Annotated in this window: 28 protein-coding genes; 13 read left to right on the top strand and 15 right to left on the bottom strand. The window is 58.6% G+C overall.

Going from position 1 to position 25,167, the window contains the following annotated elements:
- The first annotated feature begins 3 nt into the window (after positions 1 to 3).
- The gene (locus HBH25_RS15250) at positions 4 to 777 is read left to right on the top strand and encodes a hypothetical protein (protein WP_168084789.1); all 774 of its coding nucleotides are present in this window, start codon (positions 4 to 6) and stop codon (positions 775 to 777) included.
- A complete protein-coding gene (locus HBH25_RS15255) occupies positions 752 to 1,579 on the top strand; it encodes a hypothetical protein (protein WP_168084791.1) in 828 nt (275 codons plus the stop codon). The genes HBH25_RS15250 and HBH25_RS15255 overlap by 26 nt, the downstream gene beginning before the upstream one ends.
- Before the next feature lie 141 nt (positions 1,580 to 1,720).
- On the opposite strand, the gene HBH25_RS23530 is transcribed toward HBH25_RS15255, so the two are convergent.
- The 4 genes from HBH25_RS23530 to HBH25_RS15270 form a co-directional block, all read right to left on the bottom strand.
- The gene (locus HBH25_RS23530) at positions 1,721 to 1,843 is read right to left on the bottom strand and encodes a PA1414 family protein (RefSeq protein ID WP_267874401.1); all 123 of its coding nucleotides are present in this window, start codon (positions 1,841 to 1,843) and stop codon (positions 1,721 to 1,723) included.
- A 256-nt stretch (positions 1,844 to 2,099) separates the two neighbouring features.
- Positions 2,100 to 2,477, bottom strand: a complete 378-nt coding sequence (locus HBH25_RS15260) for a transcriptional regulator (RefSeq protein ID WP_168084793.1) — start codon at positions 2,475 to 2,477, stop codon at positions 2,100 to 2,102.
- Positions 2,478 to 2,570: 93 nt separating this feature from the next.
- Positions 2,571 to 3,902 (bottom strand): DEAD/DEAH box helicase, encoded by a 1,332-nt coding sequence (locus HBH25_RS15265; protein WP_168084795.1) that lies wholly within the window; start codon positions 3,900 to 3,902, stop codon positions 2,571 to 2,573.
- A gap of 87 nt (positions 3,903 to 3,989) precedes the next feature.
- Positions 3,990 to 4,844: a carboxylate/amino acid/amine transporter gene (locus HBH25_RS15270; protein ID WP_168084797.1), complete on the bottom strand. Its 855-nt coding sequence runs from the start codon at positions 4,842 to 4,844 to the stop codon at positions 3,990 to 3,992.
- 277 nt (positions 4,845 to 5,121) lie between these two features.
- Here HBH25_RS15270 and HBH25_RS15275 point away from each other — a divergent pair, with 277 nt between their 5' ends.
- The 4 genes from HBH25_RS15275 (at position 5,122) to alkB (ending at position 9,293) form a co-directional block, all read left to right on the top strand.
- Positions 5,122 to 6,045, top strand: a complete 924-nt coding sequence (locus HBH25_RS15275) for a LysR family transcriptional regulator (RefSeq protein ID WP_168084798.1) — start codon at positions 5,122 to 5,124, stop codon at positions 6,043 to 6,045.
- 135 nt (positions 6,046 to 6,180) lie between these two features.
- A complete protein-coding gene (locus HBH25_RS15280; RefSeq protein WP_168084799.1) occupies positions 6,181 to 6,744 on the top strand; it encodes a peptidylprolyl isomerase in 564 nt (187 codons plus the stop codon).
- Between the two features lie 53 nt (positions 6,745 to 6,797).
- Positions 6,798 to 8,630, top strand: coding sequence for an ABC transporter ATP-binding protein (locus HBH25_RS15285; protein WP_168084800.1), 1,833 nt, complete (start codon positions 6,798 to 6,800; stop codon positions 8,628 to 8,630).
- Positions 8,631 to 8,633: 3 nt separating this feature from the next.
- On the top strand, positions 8,634 to 9,293 hold the full coding sequence (gene alkB, locus HBH25_RS15290; RefSeq protein WP_168084801.1) for a DNA oxidative demethylase AlkB: 660 nt from the start codon (positions 8,634 to 8,636) through the stop codon (positions 9,291 to 9,293).
- A gap of 67 nt (positions 9,294 to 9,360) precedes the next feature.
- Here alkB and def read toward each other — a convergent pair whose 3' ends face one another.
- The 4 genes from def to HBH25_RS15310 form a co-directional block, all read right to left on the bottom strand.
- Positions 9,361 to 9,900 (bottom strand): peptide deformylase, encoded by a 540-nt coding sequence (def, locus tag HBH25_RS15295; protein ID WP_168084802.1) that lies wholly within the window; start codon positions 9,898 to 9,900, stop codon positions 9,361 to 9,363.
- A 6-nt stretch (positions 9,901 to 9,906) separates the two neighbouring features.
- Positions 9,907 to 10,845 carry a YihY/virulence factor BrkB family protein gene (locus HBH25_RS15300; protein ID WP_168084803.1) on the bottom strand — a complete coding sequence of 313 codons (939 nt, stop codon included), beginning with the start codon at positions 10,843 to 10,845 and terminating at the stop codon, positions 9,907 to 9,909.
- A gap of 120 nt (positions 10,846 to 10,965) precedes the next feature.
- Positions 10,966 to 11,148: a CsbD family protein gene (locus HBH25_RS15305; RefSeq protein ID WP_168084804.1), complete on the bottom strand. Its 183-nt coding sequence runs from the start codon at positions 11,146 to 11,148 to the stop codon at positions 10,966 to 10,968.
- A gap of 117 nt (positions 11,149 to 11,265) precedes the next feature.
- A complete protein-coding gene (locus HBH25_RS15310) occupies positions 11,266 to 12,105 on the bottom strand; it encodes a CvfB family protein (RefSeq protein WP_168084805.1) in 840 nt (279 codons plus the stop codon).
- A gap of 246 nt (positions 12,106 to 12,351) precedes the next feature.
- Between HBH25_RS15310 and HBH25_RS15315 the strand changes: the two genes are divergently transcribed.
- Both HBH25_RS15315 and HBH25_RS15320 read left to right on the top strand, forming a co-directional pair.
- A complete protein-coding gene (locus tag HBH25_RS15315; RefSeq protein WP_168084806.1) occupies positions 12,352 to 13,071 on the top strand; it encodes a TorF family putative porin in 720 nt (239 codons plus the stop codon).
- A gap of 96 nt (positions 13,072 to 13,167) precedes the next feature.
- Positions 13,168 to 14,037: a DUF6279 family lipoprotein gene (locus HBH25_RS15320; RefSeq protein ID WP_168084807.1), complete on the top strand. Its 870-nt coding sequence runs from the start codon at positions 13,168 to 13,170 to the stop codon at positions 14,035 to 14,037.
- A gap of 47 nt (positions 14,038 to 14,084) precedes the next feature.
- Here HBH25_RS15320 and HBH25_RS15325 read toward each other — a convergent pair whose 3' ends face one another.
- The 3 genes from HBH25_RS15325 to cysK form a co-directional block, all read right to left on the bottom strand.
- On the bottom strand, positions 14,085 to 14,612 hold the full coding sequence (locus HBH25_RS15325; RefSeq protein WP_168084808.1) for a GNAT family N-acetyltransferase: 528 nt from the start codon (positions 14,610 to 14,612) through the stop codon (positions 14,085 to 14,087).
- A 210-nt stretch (positions 14,613 to 14,822) separates the two neighbouring features.
- Positions 14,823 to 15,761: an aspartyl/asparaginyl beta-hydroxylase domain-containing protein gene (locus HBH25_RS15330; RefSeq protein WP_168084809.1), complete on the bottom strand. Its 939-nt coding sequence runs from the start codon at positions 15,759 to 15,761 to the stop codon at positions 14,823 to 14,825.
- 92 nt (positions 15,762 to 15,853) lie between these two features.
- The gene (cysK, locus tag HBH25_RS15335; protein ID WP_168084810.1) at positions 15,854 to 16,828 is read right to left on the bottom strand and encodes a cysteine synthase A; all 975 of its coding nucleotides are present in this window, start codon (positions 16,826 to 16,828) and stop codon (positions 15,854 to 15,856) included.
- A gap of 134 nt (positions 16,829 to 16,962) precedes the next feature.
- Here cysK and HBH25_RS15340 point away from each other — a divergent pair, with 134 nt between their 5' ends.
- The 3 genes from HBH25_RS15340 to HBH25_RS15350 all read left to right on the top strand — a co-directional run bounded on the left by HBH25_RS15340 (position 16,963) and on the right by HBH25_RS15350 (position 20,229).
- A complete protein-coding gene (locus HBH25_RS15340) occupies positions 16,963 to 18,039 on the top strand; it encodes a DUF748 domain-containing protein (RefSeq protein WP_168084811.1) in 1,077 nt (358 codons plus the stop codon).
- A 152-nt stretch (positions 18,040 to 18,191) separates the two neighbouring features.
- The gene (locus tag HBH25_RS15345) at positions 18,192 to 19,037 is read left to right on the top strand and encodes an AAA family ATPase (protein ID WP_168084812.1); all 846 of its coding nucleotides are present in this window, start codon (positions 18,192 to 18,194) and stop codon (positions 19,035 to 19,037) included.
- Positions 19,038 to 19,050: 13 nt separating this feature from the next.
- Positions 19,051 to 20,229 (top strand): vWA domain-containing protein, encoded by a 1,179-nt coding sequence (locus tag HBH25_RS15350; protein WP_168084813.1) that lies wholly within the window; start codon positions 19,051 to 19,053, stop codon positions 20,227 to 20,229.
- A gap of 104 nt (positions 20,230 to 20,333) precedes the next feature.
- On the opposite strand, the gene HBH25_RS15355 is transcribed toward HBH25_RS15350, so the two are convergent.
- Genes HBH25_RS15355 through HBH25_RS15365 form a run of 3 tightly spaced genes read right to left on the bottom strand, consistent with a single transcriptional unit; the run spans position 20,334 to position 22,193 of the window.
- The gene (locus HBH25_RS15355) at positions 20,334 to 20,855 is read right to left on the bottom strand and encodes a DUF2937 family protein (RefSeq protein WP_168084814.1); all 522 of its coding nucleotides are present in this window, start codon (positions 20,853 to 20,855) and stop codon (positions 20,334 to 20,336) included.
- A 9-nt stretch (positions 20,856 to 20,864) separates the two neighbouring features.
- A complete protein-coding gene (locus tag HBH25_RS15360; protein WP_168084815.1) occupies positions 20,865 to 21,641 on the bottom strand; it encodes a class II glutamine amidotransferase in 777 nt (258 codons plus the stop codon).
- Between the two features lie 24 nt (positions 21,642 to 21,665).
- Entirely contained in the window at positions 21,666 to 22,193 is a 528-nt protein-coding gene (locus HBH25_RS15365) for an MFS transporter (RefSeq protein WP_168084816.1), read from the bottom strand.
- A gap of 111 nt (positions 22,194 to 22,304) precedes the next feature.
- On the opposite strand from HBH25_RS15365, the gene HBH25_RS15370 reads away from it, so the two are divergent.
- Positions 22,305 to 24,347, top strand: coding sequence for a S9 family peptidase (locus HBH25_RS15370; RefSeq protein ID WP_168084817.1), 2,043 nt, complete (start codon positions 22,305 to 22,307; stop codon positions 24,345 to 24,347).
- 31 nt (positions 24,348 to 24,378) lie between these two features.
- Positions 24,379 to 24,843: a Crp/Fnr family transcriptional regulator gene (locus HBH25_RS15375; RefSeq protein WP_168084818.1), complete on the top strand. Its 465-nt coding sequence runs from the start codon at positions 24,379 to 24,381 to the stop codon at positions 24,841 to 24,843.
- A 5-nt stretch (positions 24,844 to 24,848) separates the two neighbouring features.
- On the opposite strand, the gene HBH25_RS15380 is transcribed toward HBH25_RS15375, so the two are convergent.
- Positions 24,849 to 25,094 carry a hypothetical protein gene (locus HBH25_RS15380; protein ID WP_168084819.1) on the bottom strand — a complete coding sequence of 82 codons (246 nt, stop codon included), beginning with the start codon at positions 25,092 to 25,094 and terminating at the stop codon, positions 24,849 to 24,851.
- Positions 25,095 to 25,167 lie beyond the last annotated feature (73 nt).

The raw sequence follows: 25,167 nt of genomic DNA on the forward strand, positions 1-25,167 counted from the left end.
AGCATGATAATAAAAATCAAACGCAATCCAGAACGCGAATTTTTATTTTCCTTGATATTTTTCATTACAATATCCCACAAAACCGACGCCAACGATCTTATCCCTCCAGAAATTGCCGGCCTGGATCTTCAAGAAATAACCTATTCCTCAGCGCCATTAACTTCTAAAAAAGCTATAGAACTCTCGCTTGACCTCCCATTTTATACCGCCTTCGGCACGAAAGATCATCCTGAACCACTAAGAACTTGCACAGAGGTTATTAACCTGCAAAACTCTGTAAAGCATTACCTAGAGCCAAGCAAGGAATGGGAAACGCCCACACTTACTGATATTACCAGCACCTGTATTGCAGCAAAACTCAATCTGAACGCCGAGCCTTCAAAAACTACTTTTATCTCAAAAAACCCAATTGATGAGAGCATGTTGAAATCGGCGCCCTACGCGCTAGGGCTAAATAGTAGCTATTATGAAAAGCAGCATTTTCTACACGATCACCCTAAAGCAAAATGGGCTGATTCCGGGCCTATACTTCGGCTAAAAAAACATGACATCTACAATGTAACACTGATACTAAACGGCGCAAGGCAGCATATAAAGCTGGTTGGAAGGGGCGATATAAACGGTGATGGCATCGAGGATATAATTTTGAAAATCACGAATACGATGGACCCGCCGTCAAACTATTTCACCAGCAGCCTTTGGGTCTTAACCAGACTTCAGCCTAAAGGCGACTATATCGTTCTGGAGTCTTATGATGGATTTGGTGGAGAGCCCTGATATCTACTTAAGCCATAAAACACACGTATTTCATCCACCCAATTTTCTCTACATCATGCTGACACTACTCCCCGCTTTATTATTACTTGCAAATACACCCACCCCTGATTTACCAATAAATAAAAATATATTTCCAGTAAGCGCTATCGTTTTGCCCGGTAGCAATTTTAACACCCATTCGAAAAAAATACTTAAAACGAGCCTAACAAAAAAGTTCGACTACCCTTTTTTGGCAATAGGCCACCCTAGCCCAATGACCAACTGTTTGGAAGTACTGGAAACCTTGGGAACGTCCAAACGCTTTTTCAATCCCGCGTCTGTAGTGGATACACAATTCTACACCAGCCTTACTGCGGACTGTGTAGCAGCGAAACTGAATTATCAGGCAAAACCTTTTAACACCAGTTTTATTCCAACCGATTTCTTCACTAGGGAAACGGTCGACAAGGCGCCTTACCGCCTGGGGATGAATGCCAGCCTCAGCGAACTGAATGCAGTTTTAAAAGAAAGGCCCGATGCCACATGGGCGGAATCTGACCGGGCCTTTAAAATCATAGAAAAAAATGACCACCGCGCTGTCATTAAACTCAACGGCGCCCGGCAAACGGTGTTCATTCAAGGCCGAGGGGACATGGATGGTGATGGTATAGAGGATATCGTACTGAAAATAATCAGCACCGCTGACTACCCCGCTTCCTACTTCGACGTGGGGTTATACGTTCTGACCTGCTTAGAGGCAAACGGCCGCTACCGTATTATCGAAGCCTATAGAGGATTTGAAGATATACCCGGCCACGAATGATGTATCGGCGACCCCTAGGCCTGCTGGCCGCGAGCACCCAACCTAGGGCTACGCGGCTATTCAGTGAGGGTATACAGAAACCGGCTTTTCAGGACCGCCTATACCTCGCTCCCAAGACATGACTATTTTGGGCAGCCCCCGCTACCGCCGAGGTTGGCGCCGCTTGCGTTCGTCTTCTGCAGGAATAGGAATAGGTTGCATGGGTGGGATGAGGCCTAGCGCCACGGCCAGGTCGTGTAGCCAGTTGAAGAGTTTGCCTTGCATAACACGCCCCCTTGGGACTTGCCCGATACGGCGACCGCATGTGCCGTTACTGTCTGATCATAAGCCAGGTAATGGTTTCACGCATTGATTCATGTGTGACTAAACGTCGCTAAGGAAGGCATACCCTACCTGTAGCGGCCGATGCTGCGAGTGAATCCTACTCGCCCCTGTATCGGCATCCCTGGCGGCCCCTTTAGGGCCGCACGTGTGTTTCTGTCGATGTAGGGATGACCTGCCTAGGGAAACAGTGGTTCCCTCAGGGCGCTACCTGGGCTTTGGCGGCCAATTCCACGAAGGTCAGCGGATCAAGTGCGTCATCCTGTTCGTTCAACACATCACGTGGGTGCTCACTGTCTGGAATACTGCTGTCCAGCAAGGCCAGCAAGCGGGCGCCATTGGTGGTGAGCTGATAGCCCTGCCCTGTTCCAGCCTCAATAAAGCCGCGCTCCTGAAGCAGCGCTTCGTATTGAGTAGCAGCAGCTTTGAGCGTATCGAGGGCTTCAGGCTGGGCGCCTTCGGCAGCCTGTGTGCGGGCTAATTCCTCAGCATGACCGTGGGCGTCGAAGCGTTCGCCGGCAGTGGCCTGCACCTTGTGCAGCAGGCGCTCGATCAGGTCCCAGTTGTAGGTAGGCATGGTGCGGTAACTCCAGAAAAGAGGGTGGAGGTGGCATGCCTAACTGTGACCGAGCCTGGAAGTGACCGTTCGGTCAACTCCAGGCAGCAGGGTTTACTCGGGTTTGCGCTTTCTCAGCGGAGCCAGCCCGTCCTGGCTGGACAAGCCAGCGCCTTCGGCTTTGGGCGCGTTCGGCTTGCGCTTAGGCGTGGCCTTGGCTTTGGGCTTGGCCGTGCCCTTCTTGTCCTTGTCCGCCTTTTTCTTCTTCACGCCTACGGCCTTGCCGGAGGCCTTCAGCTTTTTAGGCCCGGTATAGGTGCCCTTCACTTCTTTGATGGTACGGCGCTCGAAGTGCTGCTTCAGGTAGCGCTCGATGCTGGACATCAGGTTGAAGTCGCCATGGCAGATCAGGGAAATGGCCATGCCTTCGTTACCCGCACGCCCCGTACGGCCTACGCGGTGCACGTATTCATCGCCGCTGCGGGGCAGGTCGAAGTTGATGACCAGGTCCATGCCTTCCACGTCCAGGCCCCGAGCGGCCACATCGGTGGCCACCAGGATTTTTGCCGACCCTTGCTTCAAGCGCTCGATGGCCAGCTTGCGATCTTTCTGGTCCTTTTCGCCGTGCAGTACGAAGACCTTGAAGTCCTTGGCGACCAGGTGACCGTACACACGGTCGGCCATGCTGCGCGTATTGGTGAACACAATGGCCTTGCGGTAGGTTTCGTTGGCCAGCAACCACTGCACGATCGCTTCCTTGTGCGCGTTGTGGTCGGCCATGATGACCTGCTGCTTGATGGTGTCGCTCAAGTCGCTAACGTTATTGACCATCAAGTGCTCTGGGTCTTTCAGCACCTTGGTGATCATGTCGCGCAGGCCCGCGCCGCCGGTGGTCGCCGAGAACAGCAAGGTCTGGCGTTGCGCAGGGCACAGGTCACACAAGCGGCTTACATCTTCGGCAAAGCCCATATCCAGCATGCGGTCGGCTTCGTCCAGCACTATCACCTCGACCTGAGCCAGGTCCAGGTTACCGGCATTGAGGTGTTCCAACAGGCGGCCGGGTGTGCCGATGAGAATATCCGGCACTTTGCGCAGCATCGCGGCCTGCACCTTGAAATCTTCCCCGCCGGTGATCAGGCCTGCCTTGATAAAGGTAAAACGGGAAAAGCGCTCTACTTCCTTCAAGGTTTGCTGGGCCAGCTCGCGGGTGGGCAGCAGGATGATCGCGCGAATATCCACCCGCGGGCGCGCTGGGCCGATCAGGCGGTTGAGCAAGGGCAGTACGAAGGCGGCGGTCTTTCCGCTACCGGTCTGGGCCGTTACCCGCAGGTCACGCCCTTCGAGCGCAGGCGGAATGGCTGCGACCTGCACAGGCGTCGGCTCGACGAAATTGAGCTCGGCCACGGCTTTGAGCAGGCGTTCATGAAGGGCGAATTGGGAAAACACGGGTACTGACCTCGAAGGGGAACATGGAACGACGGCATAGGGTAGCGGAGCCGGGGCTGACAAGCGAGCGGGATGCACCCAATGGCACTATACGGCCATCAGGCGCCGCCGGCTGATCCACACCGATAACAGAATGATCGACCCGCCCAGAGCCAGCCGCCCAAGGGGCTCGTTATGGTTCCACACCAACAGGTTGAGCAGCAGCCCTACAGGCACGTGCAGGTTGTTCATCACCGCCAGGGTAGCGGCCGGTACCTGGCTGGCGCCCTTGTTCCAGGCATACATGCCGAAGGCTGTGGCCACCAGGCCCAGAAACAGGAGCACGCCCCATTGCAATGGTGCTGCAGGCAGGCGTGCAGGGTTGCCGAACACCAGAAATGCTGGCAGGGCCACTAGCAGCGCACCCACGAAGAAATAGCCGAACCCCTGATAATGTGGGCCGGACAGGGGGTGGCGTGCGAGCAGGCGTTTGTACAGTACCTGCCCTGCCGCGTAGGTAAAGTTGGCCACTTGCAACAACAGGAACCCGCCTAGGAAGTGTGCGCTGATGCCGTCGAAGCGGATGACCGCCGCACCGGCTACCGCCACCAGAGCCGCCATCAACGCCCAGCCATTGAACCGCTTTTCCAGGGCGTCCTGAAGCAAGGTCACGTGTACAGGTGTAAGGATGGTGAACAGCAGTACCTCCGGCACCGTGAGTACACGAAAACTCAAGTACAAGCACACATAGGTCACGCCGAACTGCAGCGCCCCGATCAGCACCATGTGCCGTATGAAAGGGGCTGCCAGGCTGCGCCAGCGGGTAAGGGGCAGGAACACCAGGCCGGCGATGAGCACCCGGGCCAGTACGGCAAAATAGCTGTCGACCTGGCCCGCCAGGTATTCGCCGATCAGGCTGAAGGACAACGCCTGGATAAGGGTCACAATAAGAAGGTAAGGCATACGCGGGCCCGCTCGCAAAAGCGCGCGACCTTATCACGCCAAGACATCAGGCTGATGAAACTTTGCTAGTACTGAGGTTATGTTTGAAATATGTATGTGCGAAGGTCAGGCAAGGCGAAAGCAGGCGAGGAAGCGGAGTTTACTGGTTGTAAATGAGCATTCCGAGCCTGCTTTCAACGCAGCATCACCGATGCACAGCATATTTCAGATAGAACCTGGGGCCAAACATCGAATTTCCTGTTTAATACACACCCTTCTACCCAGTAGGCCTGTGCAGATGAAAGCGCCCCGCGTGACCCTCGATCAATGGCGAACCCTTCAGGCCGTGGTAGACCACGGTGGCTTTGCGCAAGCGGCCAATGCCCTCCACCGGTCCCAGTCGTCTGTAAGCTACACCGTGGGCCGTATGCAGGAGCAACTAGGCGTGCCGCTGCTGCGCATCGACGGTCGCAAAGCCGTGCTCACCGAAGCCGGGGCCGTGCTGCTGCGCCGTTCGCGGCAGCTGGTCAAGCAGGCCAGCCAATTGGAAGACCTCGCCCAGCACATGGAGCAGGGCTGGGAGGCAGAAGTGCGGCTGGTGGTGGACGCCGCCTACCCCAATGCTCGCCTGGTGCGCGCCTTGAGCGCCTTCATGCCCCAGAGCCGGGGCTGCAGGGTTCGCTTGCGAGAGGAAGTGCTGTCAGGTGTTGAAGAGGTGTTGCTCGATGGTAGCGCCGACCTGGCCATCAGCGGCTTCAATATTCCCGGGTACCTGGGCACTGAAATGAGCGCTGTAGAGTTTGTGGCCGTTGCCCACCCCGAACACCCCTTGCACCGCATGAACCGTGAACTGACCTTTCAGGACTTGGAAAGCCAGCTGCAGGTGGTGATTCGTGACTCCGGGCGGCAGCAGCCTCGCGACGTTGGCTGGCTAGGTTCCGAGCATCGGTGGACGGTAGGCAGCCTGGCCACGGCCGCCAGCTTCGTGGGCAGCGGCCTGGGCTTTGCCTGGCTGCCGCGCCATATCATTGAACGGGAGCTGCGCGACGGCGTACTCAAGCCGCTTCCCCTGGACCAAGGCGGCACGCGTCACCCTGTTTTTCACCTCTATGCCAGTAAAGAAAAGCCGCTCGGGCCTGCCACGCAGATCCTCGTGCAATGGCTACGCACGTTCGATACCGCGCCTTTGGACGCGCCCTTCCCTATCCCTGCTCAGCCCTGAGACACACAACGGGAACACCTGTAGAACATAGGCAGTCCATAACAGGGTATCGAAGGGTGATCAGGTATCCTGTCGCGCTGCCTCGCGCAGTACACCGCCTATGCTTTAACCCTTAACCAAGGAAGCCTTACCTCCATGTTCAAACAACTCGTGCTGTCTGCCTGCTCTCTGGTCTTCGCCGCTACCCTTCACGCTGCACCGGCAAACAAGCCCCACGTCCTGTTGGATACCGACATGGGCCAGATCGAAGTCGAGCTGGACGCTGACAAGGCGCCCATCAGCACCAAGAACTTTCTGAGTTACGTGGACAGCGGCCATTACAACGGGACCCAGTTCCATCGGGTCATCCCTGGGTTCATGGTTCAAGGCGGCGGCTATGACCGCAGCATGAACGAGAAGCAAACCCAGGCACCTATCAAGAACGAAGCTGACAATGGTTTGAAGAACGTGACTGGCACCCTGGCCATGGCCCGTACAGCCGATGTGAACTCGGCCACCAGCCAGTTTTTCATCAACGTCAATGACAATGCATTCCTGGACCACGGTGGCCGCGACTTTGGCTACGCTGTGTTCGGCAAGGTGGTCAAAGGCATGGACGTGGTCACGAACATTGTCCAGAGCCCTACCACCACGCGTGGCGGCATGCAAAACGTGCCGACCAACCCGATCATGATCAAGACCGCAAAGCGCATCGACTGATCTGCGCCTTACCGCCCGGCCTCGGGCGGTTCTCAGACCTTGAGGGGATGCCCATGCTGTACCGCCGCTTTGAACAGTGGATCGACATTTTTCGTGACCCACCTACCGACGCACCGCCTGGCAAGGTCACCTCGTTCTACCTGTATTACCTGCGCCAGGTGTGGCCCAGCTTCGCAGCCCTGTTAGTTGTTGGCCTGATCGCTGCGCTGATCGAGGTGGCGTTGTTCAGCTACCTCAGTGACATCATCGATATGGTGAACAGCACCCCGCGCGAAAACTTCTTCAGTGAACACTGGGGCGCCTTGGCGTGGATGCTGATCGTGGCCATGATCATTCGCCCGGTATTCGTGTGCCTTCACGATTTGCTGGTGCACCAGACCATCGCTCCAGGCATGACCAGCATGATCCGCTGGCAAAACCATAGCCATGTGCTCAAGCAGAGCATGAACTTCTTCCAGAACGATTTTGCAGGGCGCATTGCCACCCGCATCATGCAGACGGGCAACTCACTGCGTGACTCGGCTGTGCAAGCCGTAGATGCGCTGTGGCACGTCGCGATCTACGCCATCAGTTCCCTGGTACTGTTTGCAGAAAGCGACTGGCGGCTGATGATTCCGCTGCTGGCCTGGATCTTCTGCTATGTGATCGCCCTGTGGTACTTCGTGCCCAGGGTAAAGGAGCGCTCGGTGGTGTCTTCAGATGCCCGTTCCAAACTGATGGGGCGCATGGTAGACGGCTACACCAACATCACCACCCTCAAACTGTTCGCCCATACCAACCTGGAGCAGGAATATGCCAAGGAGGCCATGAGCGAACAGACCGAGAAAACCCAGCTGGCCAGCCGCGTTATCACCAGCATGGACGTCGTGATCACCACGTTGAATGGCTTGCTGATCGTCGGCACCACGGGCCTGGCCTTATGGTTGTGGACCGAAAGCCTGCTGACCGTGGGCGCCATTGCGCTGGCCACAGGCCTGGTGATCCGTATCGTTAACATGTCTGGCTGGATCATGTGGGTGGTCAATGGGATTTTCGAGAACATTGGCACCGTCCAAGACGGCCTGCAGACGATTTCCCAGCCCCTGAGCGTGACCGACCTGCCCAACGCACCCCCTTTGAAAATCGGCCAAGGCGGCGTTCGGTTTGAAGCAGCCGAATTCCACTATGGCAAGGTAGGGCGCGTTATCAGTGGCCTGGACCTGGAAATCAAACCTGGCGAAAACATTGGGTTGATCGGCCCTTCGGGTGCTGGGAAATCCACTGTGGTGAACCTGTTGCTGCGTTTGTACGACCTGGAAAGTGGTCGCATCCTGATCGACGACCAAGACATTGCCCATGTGAAACAGGAGAGCCTGCGTGAGCAGATTGGCCTGATTACCCAAGACACCGCCCTGCTCCATCGCTCCATCCGTGACAACCTGCGCTATGGCCGCCCTGAGGCCACAGATGAAGATTTATGGGATGCTTTGCGCAAGGCACGTGCGGACGAATTCCTGGCGACCTTGACCGACGCACAGGGCCGCGTTGGCCTGGATGCCCATGTGGGCGAGCGTGGTGTGAAGCTGTCAGGCGGCCAGCGGCAACGCATCGCCATTGCCAGGGTATTGCTAAAGAATGCGCCCATTTTGATCATGGACGAGGCAACGTCCGCCCTGGACTCTGAGGTGGAAGCGGCCATTCAGGAAAGCCTGGAGACGTTGATGGAAGGCAAAACGGTGATTGCCATTGCGCACCGGCTCTCCACAATTGCCCAGATGGACCGTTTGGTAGTGATGGATAAGGGCCGAGTAGTGGAAGTGGGTACTCATACCGAGTTGCTGGCGCACAAGGGGTTGTACTCCCGGCTGTGGCGCCACCAGACCGGTGGGTTCGTTGGAGTGGATTGACCCGTGTTCACACTGGACCTGTTCTCCGACCTACCCCGCAGCACGGGTAACCGGCAACAACTAGGCCCTGGGGCCTGGTTGCTGGAAGGCTTCGCGCTAGCGACAGCGCGTGAACTGGTAGCCGCGGTTGAAGACGTGCATCAGGCGAGCCCGCCCCGGCACCTGGTCACACCAGGCGGTTTCACCATGTCTGTTGCCATGACCAATTGTGGCCGTCTGGGATGGACCAGTGACCTGCGCGGCTACCAATACACCCCCGTGGACCCGCTTATACAGCGCCCCTGGCCCACACTGCCGCCTGTGTTTTTATCACTGGCTGCGCGCGCGGCGGAGGCTGCGGGTTACACGGCCTTTAGCCCCGATGCCTGCCTTATCAACACCTATACAGCGGGTACTCGCCTCTCGCTGCACCAAGACAAGGATGAACAAGACCTGAGTGCCCCTATCGTCTCTGTGTCCCTAGGGCTACCTGCCGTTTTTCTGTTCGGTGGCGCCCGGCGCACAGACCCGGTACAGCGCTATGAGGTACGCCATGGAGACGTTGTCGTGTGGGGCGGCGAAGACCGGCTCAGGTTCCATGGTGTTTCCCCCTTAAAACAAGGCGAGCACCCACTCACAGGGGCAAGACGCCTGAACCTCACCTTCCGCAAGGTTAACCTCTAGGTGGACCGTTCGCGGCGTCAGGCTTGTTGGAGCGAGGGGCCGGCCTTCCGGCGCCAGCCCGCGAACCTCACTGGCTCGCCTGGTTTTCAAGCTCTGGAAACAGCACGCTGGTAAAGCCAAAGCGGGTAAAGTCCGTGATACGAGACGGGTACAACCGCCCTATCAGGTGGTCGCATTCGTGCTGCACTACCCTGGCGTGGAAATCGTGCGCCTCCCGCTGGAAAGCTCTGCCTTGGGCATCCACGCCTTCATAACGAATATGGGTGTAGCGAGGCACTGTTCCACGGAGCCCAGGAATGGATAGGCACCCCTCCCATCCCTCTTCCCTCCCCGGCCCCAAGGGAGTGATCAAGGGGTTGATCAGCACCGTGCGCTCTACCGCAGCAGCAGAGGGGTAGCGGGCAGTACGTTCGAAACCGAACACCACCACTTGCAGGTCTACACCTATCTGGGGCGCGGCCAGCCCTACTCCGCCGGCCTGGTCCATGGTCGCGAACATGTCCGCGACCAACTCATCCAGCTCATGGCTGCCCAATAGGGCGGCAGGCACAGGTTGGGCAACACGCAACAGGCGCTCATCACCCATCTTAAGGATTTCGCGAATCATAGTGCCTCACTGATTGGCGGAAGCAGGTCCTCCGGCTAGGCCGGCCTTTTCTTCAGGGGCACCTTCAGAAGGCTCACCTGGGGCTTTTTCACCTTTATCCTTGCCTTCTTCGGACATGTGCTCAATGACCGCGTTCATTTCAGCCCCAAGGAGCAGCACTGCGGACGAAATGTAGAAATACAGCAAAAGGATAATGATCGCCCCGATGCTGCCGTACATGGCGTTGTAGTCAGCAAAGTTGGTCACATAATAGGCAAAGCCCATGGACGCCAGAATCCATACCACCACCGCCAGCACCGCCCCTGGGGTAAGGAAGCGAAAACGCTGGTCCACGTCGGGCATCAGGTAGTACATCAGGGCAACAGCCAGCGTCAGCAGCAACACCACCACTGGCCAACGCGCGATGGTCCAGATCGTCACAGTGATGCTTTCCAGGCCGATTTGCCCGGCAATCCAGTTCATCACTTGAGGGCCCAATACCATCAGCGCTGCAGCGCACAACAGCATGCCTGCCAGCCCGACGGTGTACAGCACCGACAACGGCAAGCGTTTCCACAGTGGGCGCCCTTCAGCCACATCATAGGCCGCGTTCATGGCGCTCATCAGTGAGCGCACGGCTGCAGAGGCCGTCCACAAGGCTGCAATGATCCCGAAGGACAACAAGCCCCCCTTGGACTGCTGAAGCTGGTCGATAACCGGGTTGACTGAATCCAGGGCCTTGCCAGGTAGTACCAGGCTGGCCTGTTCGCGCAACCAGGAAAAGAAATCAGGAAGGTGTAAAAAACCGATCATGGCGATCAGGAACAACAGGAACGGGAATAAAGAAAAAAGCATCTGGTACGCCAGCGCCGAGGCATACGTGGGCATTTCGTCGTTGGAAAACTCCTTTACGGTACGGATCAGTACCTTGCCCAATGGCAGCTTTTTCATATCTGGGAAAATCATCTGGCGCTCCTGTGTCGTGCCCCTTGGCTCATTGAGCCAGTCCATTCAATTTGCCTCGCCTGAAACGCACGGCGGCCATCCTGAGATGACCGCCGGGGTAGTGCGTAACGCTACTCAGTATCAGGATTTGCCTTTGATGGCATCCTTGGCTTCACCCTTGACCTGCTGGGCATCGCCCTTCACTTCACGGGCTGCACCCTTGGCTTGAGTTTCGGTGCTGCCGGTGGCCTTGCCAATTTCCTGCTGTGCTTTGCCAGCCAGTTCGTTCGCTTTGCCTTTGATTTTGTCGCCAGTGCCACTCATGAGTGTTACTCCTAGAATGTGGATTGAAATCAATTCAATCGGCATAAGGATTGACACACCGCTACGCTCGCGAGTTTCAAAGTTTTTTTTAAAACATTCTTGCGCCCCGACGAAGGGTTATTTCACCAAAGCGATGCCATCGGGCCGTATCACGAGTTTTCCGGCTTTATATAACGCGCCAATGGCCTTCTTGAAATTGCCCTTGCTGACGCCGAACTGCTGGGCGATCACTTCCGGCTCGCTTTTATCGCTCAATGGCAGGCTGCCGCCAGCCTTTTCCAAGGCGCTGAGAATCTGACCTTGCAAGCCTTCCACCGCCTGCTGCCCCACGGGCTGAAGGCTCAGAGCAAGCTTGCCATCCTCTCGCACCTCTTTGATGTAGGCCGTTTCACGCATGCCACTGCGCAGGAACTTGAACACTTCGTTTTTGTGAATCAGGCCCCAGTGCGCATTTTCAATGATGGCGTTGAACCCCAGGTCTGTCTGGGCGGCCACCAGTATGTTTACCGCTTGGCCCACTTTGTAATTCGCCGGTGCCTTGTCCAGGTAGCGATCCACTTTGGCACTGGCCGTGATGCGCCGGGTACGGCGGTCCAGGAACAGATGCACGATGCCATATTCGCCTACTTTCATCTGCCGCTTTTCTTCTGAAAAAGGCAGCAACAGGTCTTTTGGCAAACCCCAGTCCAGGAAAATGCCAATGGCATTGATTTCCTTCACTTTCAGGCTGGCGAATTCGCCTACCTGAGCCTTGGGCCGTTCGGTCGTCGCCAACAATTTGTCTTCGCTGTCCAGGTACACGAACACATTCAGCCAGTCTTCGACCTCATGGGGCGTGTCCTTGGGGATATAGCGGTTGGGCAGCAGAATTTCCCCGTCCGCGCCACCGTCCAGGTACAACCCGAAATCCGTATGCTTGACCACTTGCAAGCTGTTGTAACGACCTACCAAAGCCATGACCGACACCTATGTTGACAAGCCGCTAGTGTAACCCACAGCGGCCGCGTTAACGCCTGCACACGCTACTGAGTGGCTGCATGCCAAAGCCACACGGCGGGGAGGGGCAGGTCAAATCGACGAGCGGTGCTCATTTCAGGGCAATCACAGGTATCCTCTGACCCGTCTAAACCGGCCCTTGCGCCTTACATTGACCGTTGCGAGCACTACGCAGCAACCTCGCGCCCTGTGCCAGGGGAGACACGCATGCTCAAGCGCAGCCTGATGCTGACCGCTGGCCTGATGGCCGCACCTCACCTTTATGCTCAAACGATACAGCGTGAATTGGGCGACTTCGACCTCAAGCTGGGTACCACGCCTACACGTAGCATGGCCCAGGGGCTGGTTGCGCCTGGCACAGCGGGGTCCTTTCATGGTGGCATCGATATCACCCATGACAGCGGCTGGTATGCAGGCCAATGGTCTCCCAGCGTTGGCCTTACCCCAGACAGCGACTTCGAACTGGACAGCTACCTAGGCTATAAACGCCGCCTGGTACCAGACTTCGGTTACGAGCTGGGCATGATCAGCTATGCCCGCCCAGACGTGGCCAATGGCAACAGCCACCAACTGTATGCTGGCATGCGTGTGTTCGATAGCCGCTTTGGCGCCGCCTTCAGCCAAGCCGTGGGTAGCCGGTCGGGTACATTGTTCGCCGACCTTGGGCAATTGCCGCTGGTGGACGTTGACCTGACGGTAAAAGTTACCCGCTATGACCTCACGACACCTTATTCGCTGGGCAATGGGGACCTGGTCGACGGTTATAGTGACTGGTCCATGCAGGTGTCCCGCCCCTTGATGGGGGTAGACCTGAACCTGATATACAGCGCGTCGGACCTTCAAGGCAGCCAGTGTGTGGCATATTCGGGGCATAACCCGGCCTGCGACAGTATGGTGATGCTCAAGGCCCAACGCGCCTTTTTCTAGGTCCCCGGTAGGCACCCCAGGTGGCGTAGCGGCGACAACCGTTCTACGGTTAGCACGGCTGTAAGCACGGCTGTAGTCGCCACTATGGGGAAAACGATGAGAAGTTCGGCAGTACGTCACGTTGTAATGCTGCTCACTGGGGTTGCCCTATTGGCCTGCGCGGCCTGTACCCGCATGGACCTGGCTTACCGCAACCTCGATACCCTCATCCCCTGGTCCCTGGATGACTACCTGGACATGAACCGGGGCCAGAAGGCCTGGTTTGACAAACAATTGGAAGACCATTTGCGTTGGCACTGCCAGACGCAGCTCCCTGGTTACCTGCCGTGGCTGGATCGCCTGCAGGCACAAGTGGCCACGCAGCACGTTAATGACGGCGACCTGCAAACCCTGACCCAGGAAGGCGAACAAGCCGCTCAGGACATCGCCCGGCAAATTACGCCTTCGGTCGTGCAGCTGCTGAAAAACCTCGACGATAACCAGGTGGCCGAATTGCGGGAGGCCTTTGCAAAGGACATTGCCAAACGGCGTAACGAGCAGGTGAGCCCTTCAATGGCTCAGCAAGCCCAGGACCGAACCGAGCGCATGGGCAAGCGGTTGCAACCTTGGCTGGGGGACATCAATGCCGAGCAGCAAGCCGCGATCGAGCGGTGGTCCGCAAGCTTGGGCAACCATAACCAAGTGGCAGTGGAGGCTCGTTCACGTTGGCAGCAAGCCCTGCTCTCAGCATTGGTCCAACGAGATGGACCGGGGTTCGACAGCAAGGTAACTCAGTTGCTGCAGCACCGTGACACCCTGTGGACCGAAGCCTACCGTACCGACCGCGCCCATAGCCAGGCAGCAGCTCGGGAACTGACCATTGCAGTGATGAACGCCAGTGATGCCCGGCAACGGCAGACGCTTACCCAGCAACTGCAGGCGTTACGCGATCGTTTTGCTGCGCTTCGGTGCCTCCGGAAACGGTAGCGCCCAACGGCCAGGCGACTGCACCCGTTGCTTACGTAACCGCTTGCCTACGTAAATGTACGGACGAACCCTGGGAAGCGGCTAGTCGCCTGGGGAGCAGCCCCACCCAACGTGAGGCACCAGTACTCGGCGTCTCCGCGCATATCCAGCGCCTGCCCCAGCCCGATATGAACGAACCCGAAAGCTTCGTGGGCAGCAATTGCAGCGGTGTCTGTTACTGCCAGGCCGGCGTAGACCGCCAGGTAACCCTGCTCTTGCAGGTGCTCAAGCAACAGGCGATACAAGGAACGCAGCATGCCCGCTTCGCGCCCTTGTGGGGTCATGTAGACGGTAATGTCCACAGACCAGCGTAATGCCAAGGAGGCCTTGTGCGCGCGGGCGTAGGCAAAGCCCACAATGGTGTCGTTACATTCGGCCACCAGGAACGGGTAGCGCCCCAAGGTAGTGGCCAACAACCCGCACAGGTCGGGGTCGTTGTCTGCGGGTACGGAAATACCATGAGCAGGGTTTGCATGAACAGCACGCAAAGCCACACAGTCAGTGAGGCGCGCCGTCCTTACCAGGCAAAACGTCATAAAACAGACATCCTGAAAAAATTCCCAAAATGCGAGGAATCCATCGCAAGCACAGCTCCATCAGGTAAAACATGCATGATGGATCCAACCACCCGGCACTGCAAGTTTACCCGGACGTGAGGCAGCCTGCTGATGCAAAAGTGCCGCTCCGTTGAGCTAAAGTGCCACTATCGGGCGTATTTGTGATGCCTGTCCCAAAACCAGCCTGGATCAGCCGAACAGCCAGTACCCCAGCGCCGTCAACACCGCCACTGCCAACACTGGGCGAAGCACGCGGTAGGCTTTGGGGTGCTTGCGCTTGAACTGCTTCACGCCACTGCTGGTGCGGTCACTGAAGCGCTTGCTCCACGCATAGGCCTGGTTGATGCCGCCGACACGTTCGTCATCCAGGTTCTGCGGTGCGGTAGCACGGCCCAGGAACGCACTGACGCGGCGGTTGATACGGGTCATGAAACGGTTCGAGAGCGGGCGTTCGATGTCACAGAACAGAATCACGCGGGTTTCGTCGGTTTCGTTCTTTACCCAGTGCACGTAGGTCTCATCGAACATCACGTCCTGCCCGTCCCGCCAAGCGTAGGGCTGGCCGTCCACATAAATGCGGCAGTCATCCGAATTAGGCGTCGCCAGGCCCAAGTGGTACCGCAGCGAACCGGCAAAAGGGTCGCGGTGCGGGTTGAGATGGCTGCCGCCTGGCAGCAGCGCGAACATGGCACCCTTCACATTGGGAATAGCGCTAACCAAGGCTACGGTACGGGGGCACAACGCCATAGCTGAAGGCAATGGCTTGTCATACCACTTGAGGTAAAAGCGCTTCCAGCCTTTCTTGAAGAAGGAGCCAAAGCCCGCGTCGTTGTTCTTTTCTGCGGCCCGAATATAGCCCTCGTCAAACAGGCGCATGGCTTCTTCACGAATGTCGCCCCAGTTGTCACGCAGCACATCCAGCTCGGGGAAACGGGTACGGTCCAGGTAAGGTTTGGAGGGTACGCTGGAAAACAGGTACATCAGCGCGTTATAGGGGGCAAACAGCGCCGAGTGGTTAACGAACTGGCGCAGCACCGGCAGCCGTGCCTTGCCGCGCAGGTGCACATAGAGCGTGCTGCCTATGAACACAAGCAGCACAAGGGCCTTGACGGTGAACGAGAGGGTCATGCGGTGCTCCTGGGGTTTGGCAGTCGGCCATGATAAACCCGTAGCCGCCTTCCGCACAGGTCAGTGACGGCACCGCTTGACCAGCGTCATCCTCAGGCCTGGTTTTCCTGCTCGGTGAACAGGTCGCTGAACAGCATGCTGCTCAAATAGCGCTCGCCTGAGTCCGGCAGAATCACCACCAGTGTCTTGCCTTGCATCTCTGGCTGTTCAGCCAGCCGCACAGCCGCCGCCATGGCCGCGCCGCAGGAGATGCCGCACAGAATGCCTTCCTCACGCATCAGCCGCAGCGCCATGGCCTTGGCGTCGTCGTCACTGACCAGCTCTACTTGGTCTACCAGGCTCAGGTCCAGGTTCTTCGGCACAAACCCTGCCCCTATGCCTTGAATCTTATGGTGCGAGGGCTTGATTTCCTCGCCGGCCATGGCCTGGGTAATCACAGGTGAACCAATAGGTTCCACAGCCACTGACAGGATCGGTTTTTGCTGGGTGTGTTTGATGTAGCGAGAGATGCCGGTGAGGGTGCCGCCGGTGCCCACGCCGGCCACCAGTACATCGATCGCCCCCTCCGTGTCGTTCCAGATTTCCGGGCCTGTGGTTTTTTCGTGAATGCCCGGGTTAGCCGGGTTTTCGAACTGTTGCGGCATGAAATACTGGGCAGGGTCGCTGGCCAGAATCTCCCCGGCCTTCTCGATGGCGCCTTTCATCCCCTTGGCAGGCTCGGTGAGCACCAGCTCGGCCCCCAAGGCCTTGAGTACCTTGCGCCGTTCCAGGCTCATGGAGGCAGGCATGGTCAACAGCAGCTTATAGCCGCGTGCCGCCGCCACAAATGCCAGGCCAATACCAGTGTTGCCCGACGTAGGCTCTACGATGGTCATGCCCGCCTTGAGGCGGCCATCGGCCTCGGCGTCCCAGATCATGTTGGCGCCCACCCTGCATTTCACGGAGTAGCCAGGGTTACGGCCTTCGATCTTGGCCAGGATCGTCACGCCTGACGGTGTGATCCGGTTGATCCGTACCAGCGGCGTGTTGCCGATGGCGTGGGCGTTGTCAGAGAAAATGCGGCTCATGCCATATCCTTTTTGAACGTCGGAACCTGAGGTGGCCAGCAGGGTAAGCTTGCACCAGGAAGGCGTCCAGTGCTGGCAAGCCGAACGCTTTGGGCGCTAGAAAGTCCATTGAGCATGCTGAAGGAGCTGCTCCCATGAAACGTCGTTATCGCTGGCCCCTGGTGGCCCTTGCTGCCCTGGTTGTGTTGCTGGTCATCGTACACATCGCCCTGCCCTTCCTGGTGCGGGACTATCTCAACGACAAGCTGCATGACATGGGCGCCTACAGCGGCCACGTGGATGACGTGGACATTGCTCTGTGGCGCGGTGCCTACTCCATCAACGGCCTGCGCGTGACCAAGGTGGACGGCAAGGTGCCGGTACCCCTGGTAGACATTCCGCAAACCGACATTGCCGTGAGCTGGCATGCGCTCTGGTACGACCATGCGGTAGTGGCCCGTATCGCGTTCATGCAACCGGCGCTCAACTTTGTGGACGGGGGCGAGAATAAGCAGGCGTCTCAGACGGGTGCTGGTACTGACTGGCGCGCGCAGCTGGAAAAACTGCTGCCGATCACCCTGAACGAGATTCGGATCGATAACGGCAAGATCACCTTCAACAACTTCACCTCCAAACCCCCGGTGAAGTTGGCTGCTACCGATATCAACGCCAGCCTGTACAACCTCACCAACGTGGAGGACTCCGACGGCAAGCGTGATGCCCGCTTCGAGGGCAAGGCCGTGCTGTTCGGCCAGGCCCCGCTGGACGCCAAGGCCACCTTCGACCCGTTCAACAATTTCGAGGATTTCGAATTCCGCCTGCGCGTGACAGACATCGAGCTCAAGCGCGTGAACGACTTCGCCTCGGCCTATGGCAAATTCGATTTCAACGCAGGCCACGGGGACGTGGTGATCGAGGCCCAGGCAACCAATGGCAAGCTATCGGGCTATATCAAGCCTCTGCTACGTGATGTAGACGTCTTCAATTGGCAGCAGGACGTGGAAAACAAGAACAAAGGGTTCTTCCGTTCGGTATGGGAAGCCTTGGTAGGGGGTACGGAAACAGTGCTCAAGAACCAGCGCAAAAACCAGTTCGCCACCCGTGTAGACCTGAGCGGCAACGTTCACCGCCAGGACATCAGCCCGTTGCAGGCCTTCTGGGAAATCCTGCGCAATGGTTTTGTACAAGCGTTCAATGCCCGGTACGAGCAGGCGCCGCCTAGCAAGGACTGACCCGCTTCAAGCGGCAAGCTATGCGGTGCAAGTTGCAAGCTATAAGCTGCAAGTAAAGGCAGATTGGCTTGCGGCTTGCGGCTTGCGGCTTGCGGCTTGCGGCTTGCGGCTCGAAGCTTGAAGCTTGAAGCTCGAATCAAAAGGACCTCTGCATGAAATTCGAAGGCACTCCCACCTATGTGGCCACCGCTGACCTGAAGCTGGCCGTGAACGCGGCTATCACCCTTGAGCGGCCTTTGCTGGTAAAGGGCGAGCCTGGCACTGGCAAGACCCTCCTGGCCGAGCAACTGGCTGAGGCCTTCGGGGCGCGGTTGATCACCTGGCATATCAAGTCCACGACCAAGGCCCACCAAGGCTTGTACGAATACGATGCGGTCAGCCGCCTGCGGGACTCCCAACTGGGGGTCGATAAGGTTCACGATGTGCGCAACTACCTGAAGAAGGGCAAGTTGTGGGAAGCCTTCGAGGCCGAGGAGCGGGTGATTCTGCTGATCGATGAAATCGACAAGGCGGATATCGAGTTCCCTAACGACCTGCTGCAAGAACTCGACAAGATGGAGTTCTACGTATACGAAACGGATGAAACCATCCGGGCCCGCCATCGCCCGATCATCATCATTACCTCCAACAATGAAAAGGAGCTGCCAGACGCGTTCCTGCGCCGGTGCTTTTTTCACTACATTGCCTTTCCGGACCGGGACACCTTGCAGAAGATCGTGGACGTGCATTTCCCCGGTATTCGGCAAAGCCTGGTCAGTGAAGCACTGGATGTGTTCTTTGATGTGCGCAAAGTGCCAGGGCTGAAGAAAAAGCCTTCCACGTCCGAACTGGTGGATTGGCTCAAGCTGCTGATGGCGGACCACATTGGCGAAGCCGTGCTGCGCGAGCGCGACCCTACCAAGGCCATTCCGCCGCTGGCCGGTGCCTTGGTCAAGAATGAACAGGATGTGCAGTTGCTTGAGCGCCTGGCCTTCATGAGCCGGCGTAACAATCGCTGATGGGGCGCACGCCATGCTGCTGAACCTGTTCAATGAAATGCGCGCCGCCAAGGTGCCCGTATCCCTGCGCGAATGGCTGGACCTGCTGGAGGCGCTTGAGCACCACGTTGTGTTTGCCGACATGGACGCCTTCTACTACCTGGCCAGAGCCATTCTGGTGAAGGACGAGCGCCACTTCGACAAGTTCGACCGCGCGTTTTCCACCTACTTCAATGGCCTTCAGAGCCTCGGCGAGCACCTGGACGCGATGATTCCAGAAGACTGGTTGCGCAAGGCGTTCGAGCGCTCCTTGAGCGCTGAAGAACGGGCCCAGCTCCAGACCCTGGGTGGCCTGGACCAACTGATTGAAGCGTTCAAGCAGCGCCTGGCGGAACAGACCGCCCGCCATGCCGGGGGAAGCAAATGGATCGGTACGGGCGGCACCAGCCCCTTCGGGTCGGGCGGCTATCACCCCGAGGGCATTCGGGTCGGCAACGAAGGCCAACGGCAGGGCAAGGCGGCGAAAGTATGGGACCAGCGGGACTACAAGAACCTGGACGATCAGGTAGAGCTGGGTACGCGTAACCTCAAGCTGGCCCTGCGCAGGCTACGCAAGTTCGCGCGCCACGGCGCTGCGGACGAGCTGGACATCGATGGCACCATCGACCACACCGCCCGCGATGGCGGCTTGTTGAACATCCAGCTAAGGCCGGAACGGCGCAACAGCATCAAGCTGCTGCTGTTGTTCGACATTGGCGGCTCCATGGATGCCCATGTGAGGACCTGTGAAGAACTGTTTTCTGCCTGCAAGGCCGAGTTCAAGCACCTGGAGTATTACTACTTTCATAACTTCGTCTACGAAGACGTGTGGAAGAACAACCTGCGCCGCACCTCGGAGCGCACCGCCACCTACGACCTTTTGCACACTTATGGCGCTGATTACAAGGTGATCTTTATCGGTGACGCGGCCATGTCACCTTATGAAATCACTCACCCAGGCGGCAGTGTGGAGCATTGGAACGAAGAGACCGGTGAGGTATGGATGCGCCGCTTTCAGGACAAATTCCGCCGGATTATCTGGCTCAATCCCTACCCTCAGGACACCTGGCACTACACCGCCTCGACCCGTGTGGTGCAAACCTTAGTACACAACCACATGTACCCCCTCACCTTGGCAGGCCTGGAAGAGGGAATGCGCTACCTGGCCAAGTGAGGGGCCATCAGTCGGTGCTTGTTCCCAGGCTTCGCCTGGTCCTACAAGGTCACCAGGCATGGAATGGCTTTTGTAGGAGTAGGCGCCAGCCTGCGAACAGGCGCCTACCGCCAGCTCTCCGGAATCGGTTTTCTTGGTCGAATACCAAAGGTGTACCCAACGCCAATAAGCAACCATTCCACAGCGGCAGCCAGCAACAACGCCACCACAATGCCCCAGGCAATGGCTTCAGGCGAAAGGGGCACGCGGTAGTCATAGTTGCTTAAAGTTTCATCCCGGATCTGCCGGTCAGCTGCTGTCGCCACATGCCAGGCCCGTTCGTACCAATGGCCTTGCAGCGCCTGCCATTCCTGCTCCAGCGCCACTTCACGGTTGACCAGCCCAGCCACGCTTTGGGCATCGCTGCGGAACACAGGGTCCTCGCTGCTCTGGTAATGCTGTACCAAGGCCTGCAGGTCGCCATTGAAGAACTTGCGGGCTGTTTCGTTGAAGCCTTCCAACGCCCGCTGAGCCTCGATCAAGTGCGCCTGCACCCGCTGGGTATAGTCATTGATTACACCGGGCACCTGCACCCCTACCAGCAAGCCCACCGCGAACAGTATCAGCCGAAGGTAACTACGCAGCATGGAGCATCCTTATTCGATATGGCCTTCAGATACGCATTCACCGCCCCGCCACAGCGCCCAGCGCCCCGGCTCATGGCGGTGCCAGGTTTCATCTTCGGTGAGCGGTTCGGTGGCGATCACCGTTACCACGTCATCGGGTGTGGTCTCAGCGGTAAAGTCCACGATCACGTCCACGTCTTTGAGCCGGGCCGGCCCGAAAGGTGCCCGCCGGGTAATGTGGGACAGTTTGGTCGAACAGAAGGTGAACAACCAGTCGCCATCGCTCAGCAGGCCGTTGAACACACCTAGCCGGCGGTAGTGGGCGCACGCCTCTACCAGAACAGGCAGCAGGTATTCTTCCTGCACAGCCTCGGGAAACGCGGTGCGCACACGGTTGAGCAAGTCGCAGAAGGCGGCTTCACTGTCCGTGTCGCCAATGGGGCGATAGAAACCGGGTGAGGGTAGGAAGTTCGTCAATTGCCCATTGTGGGCAAAGCACCAGTTGCGGCCCCAGAGCTCACGTACGAAGGGGTGGGTATTGGCCAGGCATACCTTGCCTACATTGGCCTGGCGCACATGGCCGATCACCACTTCGCTCTTGATAGGGTAGCGCTGCACCAGTTCTGCCACGCGTGAGTCACAACTGGGGGCCGGGTCTTGGAACAGCCGCAGGCCTCGGCCTTCATAAAACGCGATACCCCACCCATCACGGTGAGGGCCGGTGCGGCCGCCTCGCTGCATCAGGCCGGTGAAGCTGAAGACAATGTCGGTAGGCACATTGGCGCTCATGCCGAGCAATTCGCACATAAAGCCTCCCGAAAGGTTAGCGCGTCAAAGCCTGGGTTCTACCCGCAAGCCGGTGTCCGGCGGGCGCCTTGGCGTGCCGGTCGCCGGGCGTGAGTCCGTATCGTAACGGCCAGGTTCCAGCGGAGTTGCCTGCAGTGGCTCGTAAGGCACGCTGGCGTCAGCCTCTGCCCGTTTTGCCTGCCGCTCGGCGGCCGCCTCGCGCTCTGCCCGGCGAGCACGTGCACTGCGCTCCAACGGCCAGCGGACCAGTGCAAACACAACATACGCCACCATCGCTATCACACTGTACATGGCCAGGTCCGAGATGGCCCGCCAGGCATTGCCGGCGACCTTGAAGACCAGGTCCAGGGCAGAGATGGCGACGGCCGGCGCATATTGATCCTTGGCCGGGTCCACCACGGTAGGGGTCAGCAGCAACGCGGCACCCAGTACACGCAGGGGTTCGCGAAGCCATCGCCACATCCAGCCGGTCAGGCGGAACCACACCAGCAGGCAGCCCAGTGCGGCAACGGCATAGATGCCCCAGGCAATGTAATAATCGTTCTCGGTCATGGTGCTCGTGGCATGGCAGCAAAGTGACGCTTATGATAACGGCTTTTAGCCGGCGGCGCAGTGCCGCTGGCCCGCGTGGCCACGCCGCGTTGCCACAGTGAGGACACACGCATGTCACAGCCGATGCCCCCGATTGCTCGCAAGGCCGATGGGAACGACCCATATGCCTGGTTGCAGCACAAAGACAGCGACGAAGTGCTGGAGCACCTGCGTGCCGAAAACAGCTATCTGGACGCACAGCTGGCTGACCAGGCGCCCTTGCGCGAAGCCTTGTTCGAAGAAATCCGCAGCCGCATCCAGGAAACCGACCTGAGCCTGCCCTCCCCCTGGGGCCCCTGGCTGTATTATTCGCGTACCACTGCAGGTGACGAATACGCCCGCCATTACCGCGCACCGCGCCCGGCTGATGGTTCGCTCACCGTGGATGCTACACAGGAAGAACTGCTCCTGGACCCCAACGCCCTGGCCGACGGCGGGTTCCTGTCACTGGGTGCCTTCAGTGTCAGCCCAGACCACCAGCGCTTGGCCTACAGCCTGGACACCCAAGGGGACGAGGTGTATCAGCTGTTCGTGAAAACCCTGGCCAGCGGCGAGGTGGAGCACCTGCCCTTCGAAGACTGCGCCGGCAGCATGACCTGGGCCAACGACAGCACCACCCTGTTCTTTTCCACCCACGACGACACCCACCGCCCCTACCGCCTGTACCGGCACCGCCTGGGTACGCCAGGCGCAGAGCAGGTATTCGAGGAACCCGATGGGCGCTTCTTCCTGCATTGCTATCGGTCCAGCTCCGAGCGGCAACTGGTGCTGCACATCAATAGCAAAACCACCGCAGAAGCCTGGGTACTGGACGCAGAACACCCCGAAAAGCCTTTCGCTTGCGTGGCAGAACGCCGCGAAGGGCATGACTACGACATTGACCATGGCCAGTTGAACGGCCAATGGGCCTGGTTCATACGCACCAACCGGGACGGCCTGAACTTTGCCTTGTACCAGGCCCCAGGCGACACAGGCGTACCCGGCGAAGACCGTTGGCAATTGCTGGTGCCCCATAGCCCGACCCGCATGCTGGATGGCTTCAGCCTGAACCACCGGGCTTACGTGCTGAGCTTGCGCGAAGGCGGCCTCCCGATCGTCCAGGTACACCCTGCAGGTGCAGCGGACTACCGCGTACAGCTTCCGGATGCCGCCTACAGCCTGTATGTGCAGGACACCCTGGAATTCACAGGCGACCACATGCGCCTGCGCTATGAAGCCTTGAACCGCCCAGGGCAGGTGCGCCAGCTAAGCCTGGCCGATGGCGGGCAGGTGGTGCTCAAACAAACACCGGTACTGGGTGCGTTCAATGCCGACGACTACCTGAGCGAACGCCTATGGGCCACTGCCCCGGACGGGACCCAGGTGCCCATCAGCCTGGTGCGCCGCCGCGACCGCATGGGTGAACCGATGCCACTGTACCTGTATGGGTACGGTGCCTATGGCGAAAGCCTGGACCCTTGGTTCTCCCATTCCCGCTTGAGCCTGCTGGACCGCGGCATAGGGTTTGCCATCGCCCACGTACGCGGCGGTGGCGAACTGGGAGAACAGTGGTACCAGGCGGGCAAGCAGGCCAACAAACACAACACGTTCACAGACTTCATTGCCTGTGCCGAGCACTTGATCAGTAACGGCATTACCCGCGCCGACCAGTTGGTGATCAGCGGCGGCAGCGCAGGTGGGCTGTTGATCGGCGCAGTGTTGAACCAGCGCCCCGAACTGTTCGCAGCAGCCATCGCCGAAGTGCCTTTCGTAGACACCCTCAACACCATGCTCGACCCAGACCTGCCACTGACCGTGACCGAATACGACGAATGGGGTAACCCGCAGGAGCCTGAGGTCTATACCCGTATCAAGGCCTATGCCCCCTACGAAAACGTGAAGGCTCAGGCCTACCCTCACCTGCTGGCGGTGGCGGGCTACAACGATAGCCGGGTGGCTTATTGGGAGGCTGCCAAATGGGTGGCTCGGCTGCGCGAACTCAAAACGGACAACCACCTGTTGCTGCTCAAGACAGAGCTGGGCGCTGGCCATGGTGGCATGAGTGGGCGTTACCAAGGCCTGCGCGACGTCGCCCTTGAGTATGGGTTTGTACTCAAGGTGCTTAAACTGGTGTAAATCAAGATCACGGCATAGCGAAGGCATCAGCATGGCAAACGCCGCTTCACTGAACAACGAAATCCGCATCATGCTCATGGACTGCGGGCTGTTCAGCCAACTGCACCCCGATGACTGCGGGGTGGCCGCTGGCTACTTCAGCATTGTTTCCATGGCCCAGGGTACCCGTGTATTCGAAGAGGGTGACGCGGGTACCTTCATGTGCATCATTCATTACGGCAATGTGTCGGTTGCCAAGACCGATGCCGAGGGCAACCAGGTGGAGATCGCCTTGTTGCGCAAGGGCCGGTCGTTCGGAGAAATGGCCGTGCTCGATGGTGAGCGCCGGTCAGCGACCTGCACGGCGGCCACCGACTGCCAGTTGCTCAGCCTGGGCAAAGACTCTCTGGAAAAGATGATGAACGAGGCGCCGAAAGTGGCGGCCAAGGTTATCCGGGCGCTGGCCGTCGCACTGTCCAAGCGCCTGCGCATGGCGGACGGCCAACGCTTGTCGTAAGCCTGCTAGCCGGTAGCTTTTTGGACAGCCGCCGGGCTAACCGGTGGTGGCTGGGGAACCTGCAACTCTGGCAAGGGCACGGCTGGGCTCGCTGGCGAGGCCGTGGCGCCGGGGCCGCCCTGCACAGGCGTAGTGGCGGGTGCATTGGCAGGCACCGGGGGCGCGGCATCCACCGTCGCGGGCGCCTCGGTCGCCGCGTTGGCCGCCGAAGTGAACAGTGACAGCAACAGCAGAAGAAGAGGTCGAGTCATGGCAGCCTTGCACTGCTGAAAATAAGGCGTAAAGCTATCCCTGCCCACGCTTCACGGCAAGCCTTATGTGAAC

This window comes from Pseudomonas quercus (assembly GCF_012033695.1).
Taxonomy (GTDB): domain Bacteria; phylum Pseudomonadota; class Gammaproteobacteria; order Pseudomonadales; family Pseudomonadaceae; genus Aquipseudomonas; species Aquipseudomonas quercus.